This is a genomic window from Actinacidiphila sp. bgisy167 (assembly GCF_057707665.1).
In genome coordinates this window covers 1-11332 of record NZ_JBYIQP010000129.1, presented here as the reverse complement: position 1 = coordinate 11332, position 11332 = coordinate 1, and the positions used below count along the sequence as shown (strand labels likewise).

The window sequence follows — 11332 nt, the reverse complement described above, 5'->3', positions numbered from 1 at the left end:
GGCCAGTCCCGACACGGCACGGGACATATCGGGCAGCCAGCCGTTTACGACGTCGCCGTCAGCCCTTGGAAGAATCGAGGTTACGGGCACAGATGCACCACGTTCCCCGGCGCGATGTGGACGTAAAGTCCGTAACCCAGCTCCTTGACCGCCCTGGGAATGATGTCGGTGAGCCAATGGGAGGGATCGCCCGGCGTGGAATGAATCTGCACGTGGACAGGCTGGATCGTCGTGTCGATACGCGCAGCGGCGAGTCGCTCCCTGATGCCGTCCGCTACCACGCGGGCGTCTACCTCTCCCGAGCCGGCCAGCACATCCGCGTGGCCCGATGCGCCGGACACTCCGAGCAGGTCCTCCAGGGCAAGCGGGTGTGTTTCACTGGCCACCTCACCTGGAGCTGCCATCGATCGGGTCAGACCGTCGGTGACGGTGCCCACTTCCGTGCTCTCGAGGACATCCGCCTCGGCAACGTGACTGACGAGGGGTTCCGGGACGACGGGAACCCGGGTATCCGTTCTCACCTGACGCTCCGCAGCGGTGAAGCTGTCCCAAGGCGCGCTCGGGGCGGCGGCGTTGGGCGCATCGAGGAGCGCTTGGGTGGACTGCGTGAAAAATTCCCGGGTCGAGGTGGGCGCCTCATGGCTGTTTTCGTTCTCCGGCCGCCCTTGAGGCTGGTCCGGACGCCTTGTCGCCTGTGGCTGGTCCCGAGCGCCCACCGTGGGTGAGGTCACCGTGGTGCCGGGTGAGGCCGTGCCTGTGGAAGAGGTCGGGTCGGCTTTGCCGCGGTGGAACCAGGGGGCCATATGGTCGGCTATTTGCTGACGCGTGACCTTGGTGATGACCAAAGTGTCCTCGCCGGGGACCACGCCCCGGGGTGGGCGTCCCATCAGGCTCATCTTACCTGGCGGTACGTCCTCTTGTGTGCGTCCGCCGGGTGTCAGGAGGGTTTCCGCGGGGGCCTCGGTGTCCCCGCCGGCCATACCATGAACAATTTCGTGGGCCAGTGCCCAGGGCGAGGAATTGACCGGCCAGGCCTTCTGGCTGATGCGACCACCGGGAGTGAGGGAGACGACCGCGTCGGCCTCGTCCGGGTGATCAACAAAACGTACTTCAGCCCGCCACACAGGACCGGCGCCTTGCAGAGGGCCGGTCACCTGGTCGGGCAGGGGAAGACGATAAGCGTGTGCGTTGACGACGCGTTCCAAGCCCCAGGCGGCCGCGTTCATCACCCGCGCCCGCTCCTCATCGCGTACCCTGCCGACGAGATGAATCCTCCGTGTCATCACCACCAGCCCGTCCTCGAATTCCTGCCCCTTGTACCACGACCACTGGTAGCCCACATCCGTCCGCTCGCCGGCATCCGGATCCCCCAGCACGCGCCGACCACCGCGAGTATCAAACGAGAACGCCTCCGCCGCTCCCGCCCGGCGCTCGCCGCGGCGCGTTCCGAACGGCAACCACCGCTCGGAACGGACCACCCCTGAACCGAGCAGCTCCAACTCCGAGAAGGACAGGGCCGCTGGCCTCGCAGTCGCGCCACCCGCATGAGTGGCGGCGTCCATCGCCTTCACCCACGGCTCCTCAGAGGCAACGGCGACTTCCGTGTTCTCTGCCTCTGGCCAGCCCTCGGGCAAGCCAGGCGCCCGGTCCCCCGCACGGCCGCTCGACGTAGCCTCGCCTGAAACAGCACCCGCGACAACGCCACCCAGTTTCTTATAAACCTTCGTTGTTTGCGGGGGGAGTTGCTGCCCTGTGACAGCACCCAAGAAATACTCGCCCATAAAAAGGAGGGGGCTTTCATGCGCCGATCGAGGAAGCTTGCGGGCGATGTCCTCGTAGTTTCTCTCGGCGAATCGCGTGAAGGTCAAATCATAATAGGCGGACGCATCATTTGCGTAGCGCACGGATTTCTCTATCACCGTGATGACATGCTGAACGCCCAGCTCAATTGGATACGTTTTGTCATCGCTGGACGTATGGCGCAGTGCGAGCAGGTCAGGGGAAAGAACCAAAATGTCCGGCGCAAAGAAGGTACTGGAGATCCCTGAGAGGACATCAATCTTTCCATCATGCCGCACGCGAATACTCCGACCATATTTCGGAAGGTAGACTCTCAGGTTCGGCACAGAAAATCCCGCCCCTTGGACCAGCCTCACGGCTTCCGATATCTGCTCGATTCTGCGGTCGGTAAGATCGTCTGGTTCCGTTAGGTCAGCGAAAACTGTGAAGTTCGCCTTGTCGACCCGCAACGGGAGACGCGTCATCGCAGCATGCGGAACATTGTAGTCCTCAGCCTTCGAGCGGTCTGATCGTTTCGTGTACGACTGGAGTTCAGGGAATTTCTCAAGCGTCGCGGGCTCGGGCAAGTAGGATGACTTGTTTTCCCCCGCCACCTCTACCTTTGCTTTTTGCAGCAAATATTCCCACATGCGGTCGAAGTCTTCTTCATCCGCATCATGGAAGATCTGCACCGCATTCTCAGAGAGAGTGTTGTCTGCATTCCTCGGCAGTAGCAGAGCGCGCGCAGCAGGACTCTCGGTGTCAAAGCCTGAACCACTTCCGATGTAACGTTCCACCATGGCCCCGAAACGTGAACTCACAGAAAATGTGTTCACTTCGCCATCCTTGGGAATTTCCATGAAGGACTCGAACGGCAGTCCTGACTGCTTGAGAAGCTGCTCTCCTTCGATGACGTTATCTATGATGGCCACGACGGTCTCGCGCCTGGGGTCAGCCTGCCAATTCCTGATACCGATTCTAATGGCGGCCGCGAGCGCATTCATCTTCTCGGCTTCGGTGCTACTTGAAGGACTGGCCGCAGTAATCGAAAGCGCAGCGAATGCATCCTTCGCAGCTCCCTCAAGATGCCCAGCTGTATATGATGACCTGTTCAGGATATTTTCAAGCTTGACCTCCGGAAGCCCGGCAGCCTGATTTTTCATCGAATAGGGCACGCCGAAATTATGCGCTATGTCGAGCGTCTCGTGCAGCGTGTGGTAGGCGAGTTCGGAGGTGTGGTCGTAGTGAAGCCGCCAGAATGCAAAGATGCCCCAGGCCAATGCTGCTACCTCATGCCGTGATGCTCCGAAGAACCTCGCCATATGGAACATTCGTAGCGCGGTGTGTGATTGACCGGACCAGACCGGTATGTTGAGGGAACGAGCCAGTATCGTCGACCGCGCGTTCTCATTTCGCGTGGAAGGCGCTTCTTTGAGACGACCTTCTCTATCTCGGACTATGTTCTGTCCCCGCTCTGGGTTCGCTGCCGTCCGCCGACCCGAATCATCGATTCCCGTCGTGCTCATCACATCCGATGCTTTGGGCAACGGGAGCCGGCCGGTGCCCTGCGTTACCGGCGAACGAGAAACCTTCTCTCGGAAATAGTCACTCAAATCGTGCATGACCATCATTTTGTCACGGAATCCGAACATATGAGGCGTTTCCAGGACTTCCAAAATCCCGCCACGCTCCCAGACTTCCGTGCGCAAATGTTCAAGTGGTTCATTTGCGGAAAACCAGTTAAGATAAACAGCAAACGGTCGGTCATCAAGGAGGGTGCGGCCTGACTTCAACTCCTCCAAGATCCCCGAGTTATTGGGAAAAGCTCTCAACCTCGCATGAAGACGGGTGAACAGAACGTCAAGTAGAGCCTCGACGTGGCCCTCGTCTTCGATTTTCCGGGCAAGTTCCTTCTCTGCGTGCCTGTTCTCTTTCGCCGCAACCCATCCGAGCAATCCTCGCGAGGCGTCGACCACACTTTCGTATCGCCAAGAATGGGATTTCGTACCAAAGCTCGGATGCGTTCCGATCCGCATTCCCAGAACATCATGATCACCGCTGTATCCTACAGGGTTCACAATCAGCTTGGCCAGCTTTCGTACAAACCTTCTTGATTCATTTTTAAAATGCTCCGCCTCCTTTGTGTTCATTCTGTCGCGGCTATCGCGAGTGGGGTCGTTTTGCTCTTTTCTAAGAGCCGTGAAGAAGAGCTCAACGTGCGCTCTGAGAACCTTTTGCAGGTCTTTAATTTCACTCTCTCTATTCGCCGTCCGTAGTTCGTGCAGTGCGCGGAGATATTTTGCCTCAATCTCCTCCTCGGATTCCGTGTCGTCGCGCAGGATTGTGTTTATTTCAAGTTGGTGATACAGATTTTCCTCGGCTTCGGCAAGTCGCTCTCGATATTGTGTTTGTATATCTTTTGCGTGGCTCGCATAACTTGCCGTGAAATCCAGGTTGCCGATTTTCAGTGCGCCGCCGAGGATTCTCTCGCGTTTCTTCCCAAGGCTTGAAGAAAACTCGGCAGCAAGTCTTTTGGCGGTGTCCTCGCGGCCGAGCGAGAGTTCCGTCGCTACCCGGTTCCGCGCCGCCTCGTATGACTCGCGAGCCGCAAGCGCTTCCTGGTCACTTCCGATCATTATATTCGGCCCAAGAAGTTCCCGTGCGCGTTCCATGACATCGTGGAATTTCGCGCCGGGCAGTGATCGAAGTTCAGCTGGCAAACTCTCGTCGTCTCTGCCTGATAGATCACCCAGTCCCATGCCGACCATACGCCGCTCTGCGGCATCAAAGAACTCCTCGGCCTCGGCGAGTTCTCTTTCGCTCTCCTCGAGACGAGAGACGCTGCCGGAATCTCCATCGTTCTCGATGCGCGCGGCGAGAGCAGTCCGGTTATTGAGGGCCATGGTGAGCCTTGCTGCCGCCTTCGCATAGCTCACCATCGTTTCTTTGAGCTCAGCACTCCATCTGTCCTCTCCGGCATCGCGAACCTTGCCAGCCTTAGTCGGAGAGGGGTTCGCCTGGTGTCGCGGCGATCCTGGGCTGGAGATATAAGGGGACCTGGCCGCCGACTGGGGCCGCACGTCGCTGGTGGTGTTGCTCCCGCTTCGTCTCTGGTTGATTTCCGTCGGTTCCAGGTCAAGTTCCTCTGCCGTAAGGGGGTCGCCACCCCGACTCGCCTTCGGCTGGTCCATGGGCAGACCGGTCTGGGTCGGCTCGCTTACCGGAGAGAACCGTTTGACAGCAGATCTGGGTTCTGCCAGGAAAACCGGAGGGGTGGGCAGCTCTGCGTGGCCTGCTGCGAGTTCTGCATTACGCGGCATTCCCTGTCGGGTGGGGGAAAGAATTTCCTCCGGGGAGGATTCCGAAAAGCGGTGAGGGATCGTAGTGAGGGCTTCACCGCGAGTTTCTGGTGTGCGACGTATATTGGAGGACTTGAGAAGGCGGTCACGCTCCTCGCGGTTACTACTGGTGAGTCGATGAGAGGGGATATCCGTCAGCGCTCGCAGCGTTTCCTCGGAGGTCATACCCCCAGGCGGATCATTGACGATCTCCCGGTATAGCGATGCCGCATCAATGACATGCTTCACAAATTCATCAAAGGCGGCAGGTTGGAGGAGGCCGCTCCCGGACAAGACATCACTCACCGTAGAGGGCAGATCGAAGCAAATCCTGGCAATTGGTCGGGTATTCACAGTCCATTTTTCCTATCGTGACAGATGGAGCGGAAAACAAGCAGATTACAAGGAAACGCGAACGGTTCCCCGCGAGACGTTTCAACAGGACATCTCTGGCCAAAGCGTGTCTTGATGTCCTCGATCGCATTCGCTGTAACGATTCGACGGGCACGGCCAGACGCTGGGTGGCGTTGTCGCGGGTGCTGTTTCCGGCGAGGCTACGTCGAGCGGTCGTGCGGGGGACCGGGCGCCTGGCTTGCCCGAGGGCTGGCCAGAGGCAGAGAACACGGAAGTCGCCGTTACCTCTGAGGAGCCGTGGGTGAAGGCGATGAACGCCGCCACTCATGCGGGTGGCGCGACTGCGGGCCAGGGGCCCTGCCCTTCTCGGAGCTGGAGCTGCTCGGTTCAGGGGTGGTCCGTTCCGAGCGGTGGTTGCCGTTCGGAACGCGCCGCCCACCGTGAGTGTCAAACGAGAACGCTTCCGCCGCTCCCGCCCGGCGCTCGCCGCGGCGGGTGCTAAGGGATCCGGATGCCGGCGAGCGGACGTATGTGGGCTACCAGTGGTCGTGGTACAAGGGGCAGGAATTCGAGGACGGGCTGGTGGTGATGACACGGAGGATTCATCTCGTCGGCAGGGTACGCGATGAGGAGCGGGCGTGGGTGATGAACGCGGCCGCCTGGGGCTTGGAATCGCCCGGCTGGAATGCGGTGTGGTCGACAGTCCTTCGCCGTGAACGAAGTGCCGCCGCAGCTGGATGAATTGCTGTTCTCCTCGATCGACGGTGTGTCCATGGCGTCGGTCGAGGTGACCGACACGGTCGTACGGATCGAGGCTCGTACGACTTCCAGTCGGGCGGCCTGCTCGGGATGCGGATGCTCGTCAGGCCGAATACACGGCTCCTACCTGCGGTTTCCCCGAGATCTACCAGCAGTGGGCAGGTTTGTCGTGGTGTCGTTACGGGTGCGTGGGTTCGTCTGCACGCAGGACTCCTGTCCGCGCAAGACCTTCGCCGAGCAGGTGTCCGGTCTGACGCGTCGGTTCGGCCGGCGAACCGAGCGGCTGAGGTCGACTCTGGTCTCGGTCGGTCTCGCGCTCGCGGCCCGGGCCTGCGCCCGGATGACGGACACCTTCGGGGCCCCGGTCAGTCGGAACACCCCCAGCCGGTCGGGCCTCGGCCCCCATCCGCCCGTGCCGTCACGCGTTGGATCCTCACGCACCCCGACGCCCTGACCGAAAATGACCGGCTCCAGCTCCAAGCCACGCTGGCGAACTGCCCTGAGCTGACAACCCTCGTCGAGCACGTGCGCTCTTTCGCCCACATGGTCACCCACCTGCAAGGCGACTATCTCCCGCAGTGGATCGAATCGGCCAGAGCCACAACCGACCTGATCAGTCTCAGCCGGTTCGTCCACCACCTTGAGCATGATCCGGTGCGTCCGCGGCTCTGCCGCAGCCCTAACACTCGGTAGGGCCCGCCCGGCCTGGGACGCACGGGCCGGGGGCGGATGCGTCCCCCCGCCGGCCCCACCGCCGATGCGCCGGCGCGGGGCGGGCTCGCGCGACCTCGTGGGACGCGCCCTGTGCGATGCGCGTGCTACCGGTCGGCCAGGGCGGAGCCGGCGACGCGCACGGGGTTCACCCCCGCGGCGCTGCGGCTACGGCCACCGGCGGCCGACCGGCACCTCGGCCAGGTGCGGGGCCGACAGGTGCAGCACCTCGTAGCGGTCCAGGTCGGTGACCGCGGTGGGCGGGGTCCGCTCCCAGAGCGTGAGGAGCACGGTCTCCCAACGGCGGGGGTCCACGGCCAGCACGGCCGTGTGGACGCCGGCCGCGGTGGCGCGCTCCTCCCACTCCTCCAGGGCCCGGGTGACCGGCTCGCGCGGGTCGGCCCCGGCGGGGAGCCGCCGCACAAGACGGCTCGCGGCGCGGGGCGCGGCACCGGAAGCGGGCCCGGGCCGGTACGCGGCACCCGTCCAGTGGCTGACGTCAGGGCGCCCGAAGTCGTCGACGATGCCGCTGAAACCGCCCCCGCCCCACAGGAACCGGTTCATGCCGCCGGTGTCCTTCCAGAGGTAGAAGGGGGCGTACGCGTTGACCGGGGAGCCCTCCGTGCCGCGTTCACGGATCAGATAGGCCTTGAACCCGAGGTCCTCGTAGGCGTCCGTGAGCCGGCCCCGTCCCGCGACCCGGTCGCGGATGATCTTCATGTCGTAGTCGGCGGGCAAGGTGATCTCGTACTGCATCGCGTACATGTGCTGGTCTCCCCCTGGGAGTGCTGGTCGTGCGACTCCGCTCAGGCCCGCTGCGCCAGCAGCGACAGAGCGCCGCTGACTGCCTGGTCGAAGGGCGCGGCAGAGCCGGACGCCCGGGCGAGCACATAGCCGCCCTGGAGCACGGCGACGAGCGCGGCCGCGATGTCGTCGGTGTCGAGGCCGGGTGCGATCTCGCCGCGCGCCTGGCCCTCGGCGAGCACGTCGGCGATCCGCCCGCGCAGCCACTCGAAGGTCTCGTCGAGCGGCGCCCGCAACTGCGGGTTCACGACCACCTCCGGGTCCTGGGTGAGCCGCCCGATCGGGCAGCCCCGCAGCACGTCGCGCTCGCGGCGCAGATAACGCGAGACCCGCTCGACGGCCGAACCCGGGAGGGAGAGTTCGCGCTCGGCGGCTGCCCGCATCCGTTCGGCGCTGCGGCGCACGGCGGCGAGCGCCAGCTCCGGCTTGCCGGAGAAGTGGTGGTACATGCTGCCCTGGCCGACGCCTGAGCGCTGCTGGATGGCCTTCGGGCTGGTGCCGACGTAGCCGCGCTCCCAGAGCAGCTCGCGGGTGCTTTCGATCAGGCGTTCCGGCGTCGTCTCCACGACAGCAGTGTACATACCAGTAGGTACAGAAGGAGGGCGGCCAGCGGCCTTACCCGACGCGCCGTCAGCCGCTCCGGCGTGCGGAGGCCAGCACGTGCGGGGCGCTGGGCACGGGCAGGGCGATGCCCCCGGCGCCCTCGGGAACGCGGAAGCGCCGCACCTCCAGCAGCTCGAAACCCGCCGCCGCGACCGCGGCGAGCGTGTCCCGCCCGGTCCGGCAGCCGCCGAACAGCAGCGGCCACACCGTGCGGTCCGCCGCCCACTGCAGCGCGGCACACCCGCGTTCCTCGGCCCTGCAGTGCTCCAGCAGCCGCAACTCCCCGCCCGGGCGCAGCACCCGGTGGAGCTCGGCCAGGGCACGCTCCTGGTCGCGTACGGAGCACAGCACGAGCGAGGCGACCGCCGCGTCGAAGGCCTCGCTCTTGACCGGCAGCGCCTCGGCGACCCCCGGAACGACGTCCACCGGCACCTCGGCGCGCTGCGCCGCGTCGAGGGCGAGCCGGCGCAGCCGCCGCTCCGGCTCGATCGCCACGACCTCCGCGACGGCCGCGGGATAGTGACGGAAGTTCAGTCCCGGACCCGCGCCGATCTCGATGACCCGGCCGGTGAGCCCGGCGAGCACCGTCCGGCGGTGCACCGCGAAGCCCGCGCGGGCGTCCATCACCGGACCGCAGCGGGCGTAGAAGCGGGCGAACAACGGGTGGTGCACGGACGCGCGCGTCACATCGGCACGGCTGCGCATGACCGGACCTCCTTCGTCTTGGCGCCCCTGCCTCCGATTCTGCCGTCCCGGCGCCCGCCACAAGGCTCCCCGCACCACGGCGAATCCGGCGTGTCGGCCCCGGAGTCCCGGCCCTGCCGGCGTGGCGGCGGTGCTCCGCGGTCGTGCCCTGCCGGGGCGGGCAGACGGGGGTCTGCCCGGCGGCGGGCCGTTCGGGCCCGGAATCAAGCGTCGGCGGGCACCCAGGGTTCTTCCGCATGCTGCGGCATATGTCGCGTTCGGATCACCTCGTCCAAGAGCCGCGGTGAGCTGGCGCGGCGCTGGAGCGAGCGCAGCCGGCAGAGATCCTCGGCTACTGGCCGCAGTTCGCGCTCGGTGCAAGCGTTGCCCACCGCAACTCCATGGTGAGGCGCGACCTCTCCGGCATACGCCCCGCCGGGCACGGGCCCCACGGGCACGCGTACGGGCACGAGGCGCACGCGTAGCGCGGGGGGCGCACGGGTTCGGCCTGATGCGCACAGGCGGTGGTCCGGCGGCCCCGGGGCCGGCCGGACCACCGTTTCGCGGGCCGGTGGCCGCCCGACGGGCGCCGTCGTGAGCGCAGCACAGCCTGCTCCGTGACCGGGGGGAGCCGTTCCGGGAACCGCTCCGAGATTGTCGGAACCGGCCATGAGGCTGCCACGTCCCGACTGTTGGCAGTCGGAAACAATGTGATCACGGAACGGACACAAGGAGAACCATGCGATACCGCACCCGAGTGACAGCCCCGGGGGCCGCACTCCTCGGCACAGCAGCAGCGCTCACCCTCTCCCCGTCCGCGCAGGCGCAAAGCGCCGACGGGCGGGGCGTCCGGGACCGTTTGACTGGAGGAACCCCGGGGGGCGAAAGCCTGGGCGACCCGGTCTATCCGGCGCTCGGCAACACCGGATACCGCGTCTCCTCCTATCTGCTCGACTTCACCTACCGCGCCGACACCAAGCTCGTCGACGCGAGGGCCACCATCACCGCCCACGCCACTCAGAAGCTCTCCCGCTTCTCGCTCGACGCGATCGGCTTCGTGGTCCACGGGGTCCGGGTGGGCGGCCGACGGGCGGTCTTCGAGCAGCAGACCGAGAAACTGGTCGTCACCCCGCCGTGCCAGCTGGCGAACGGGGTCAAGTTCACCGTACAGGTGGACTACACGGCCGATCCGCGCAAACTCCCGTTCCCGTACAACGGCTGGGTTCCCACCCCCGACGGCTTTGCCGTGGCAGGGCAGCCGGACCTCGCACGCACGGTCTTCCCGTGCAACGACCACCCCAGCGACAAGGCCTACTTCACCTTCCGCATCACCGCGCCCGACGGACTGACGGCCGTCGCGACCGGTTCGCTGGTTTCCACCACGACGGCGAACGGCGTCACCACCGCCACCTATGGCTCACGTGACCCGCTCGCCACCGAGTTGGTGCAGATCACTGTGGGCGACTACAGGGTGGTCGAACGACCGGGCCCGAGCGGACTGCGGCTGCGCGACGTCGTACCGACCGCACGCGCGGCGGCACTGGAGCCGGCCCTCGCCCTGACGCCCGGACAACTCGCCTGGCTCGAGCAGCGCCTGGGCGCCTTCCCCTTCGAGACATACGGCATCCTTCCTGCCAACACCGACGACCCCAACGCCTTCGACTTCACCGGCCTGGAGACCCAGACCCTCACCATCTACAAGCCGAACTACCTGCTCCAGACGGAGAATCTGATCGGCTCGCACATGATGCACGAGCTGGTACACACCTGGTTCGGCAATCTCGTGTCGCCCGCCACCTGGGCCGATCTCTGGCTCAACGAAGGCCACGCCGACTACTACGGGCTGCTGTACCGGTATGAACGGGGATGGCCCGACTCGCTCGGTCTGACGAGCATGGAAGCCCGGATGAAGGACGTCTACTCCCGGGGCGACCAGTGGCGTCAGGACGCCGGTCCCGTCGCGGCGCCCACGGTGGCCACCCTCTTCCACAGCCAGCGCTACACGGGCGGTGTGCTGGTGCTGTACGCGCTGTGGACACTGGTCGGCGAGGAGGTCTTCAGCCGTATCGAGCACACCTTCCTCGACCGGTACCGCAACTCCAGCGCCTCCACCGGACAGTACATAGCCGTGGCCTCCGAGGTCTCGGGGCAGGACCTGACCGGCTTCCTCACCGAGTGGCTGTACGGCACGAAGACCCCGCGGATGCCGGGCCACCCGGACTGGACGGTCACCCCGCCGACCGCCGCCGCGCGCCGTGAACTCGGCGGCTCCCCGAAGGATCACGGGAGCGCCACGCTCG

Annotated in this window: 6 protein-coding genes; 2 read left to right on the top strand and 4 right to left on the bottom strand. The window is 65.1% G+C overall.

What is annotated here, in order from left to right; translation table 11 throughout:
* Positions 1-80 precede the first annotated feature (80 nt).
* Positions 81-5471 carry a hypothetical protein gene (locus tag AC3ET4_RS29345; protein ID WP_431954757.1) on the bottom strand — a complete coding sequence of 1797 codons (5391 nt, stop codon included), beginning with the start codon at positions 5469-5471 and terminating at the stop codon, positions 81-83.
* A 685-nt stretch (positions 5472-6156) separates the two neighbouring features.
* On the opposite strand from AC3ET4_RS29345, the gene AC3ET4_RS29340 reads away from it, so the two are divergent.
* Complete coding sequence (locus AC3ET4_RS29340; protein WP_431954755.1) at positions 6157-6684, top strand: transposase family protein; 528 nt, start codon at positions 6157-6159, stop codon at positions 6682-6684.
* Between the two features lie 425 nt (positions 6685-7109).
* Here AC3ET4_RS29340 and AC3ET4_RS29335 read toward each other — a convergent pair whose 3' ends face one another.
* Genes AC3ET4_RS29335 through AC3ET4_RS29325 form a run of 3 tightly spaced genes read right to left on the bottom strand, consistent with a single transcriptional unit; the run spans position 7110 to position 9053 of the window.
* Positions 7110-7706, bottom strand: coding sequence for a DUF4865 family protein (locus AC3ET4_RS29335; RefSeq protein WP_431954753.1), 597 nt, complete (start codon positions 7704-7706; stop codon positions 7110-7112).
* Positions 7707-7747: 41 nt separating this feature from the next.
* Positions 7748-8326: a TetR/AcrR family transcriptional regulator gene (locus AC3ET4_RS29330; protein ID WP_431954751.1), complete on the bottom strand. Its 579-nt coding sequence runs from the start codon at positions 8324-8326 to the stop codon at positions 7748-7750.
* A 49-nt stretch (positions 8327-8375) separates the two neighbouring features.
* Positions 8376-9053 (bottom strand): class I SAM-dependent methyltransferase, encoded by a 678-nt coding sequence (locus tag AC3ET4_RS29325; RefSeq protein WP_431954749.1) that lies wholly within the window; start codon positions 9051-9053, stop codon positions 8376-8378.
* Between the two features lie 718 nt (positions 9054-9771).
* Between AC3ET4_RS29325 and AC3ET4_RS29320 the strand changes: the two genes are divergently transcribed.
* The coding region (locus AC3ET4_RS29320; protein ID WP_431954747.1) for a M1 family metallopeptidase at positions 9772-11332 on the top strand (1561 nt) is incomplete at its 3' end.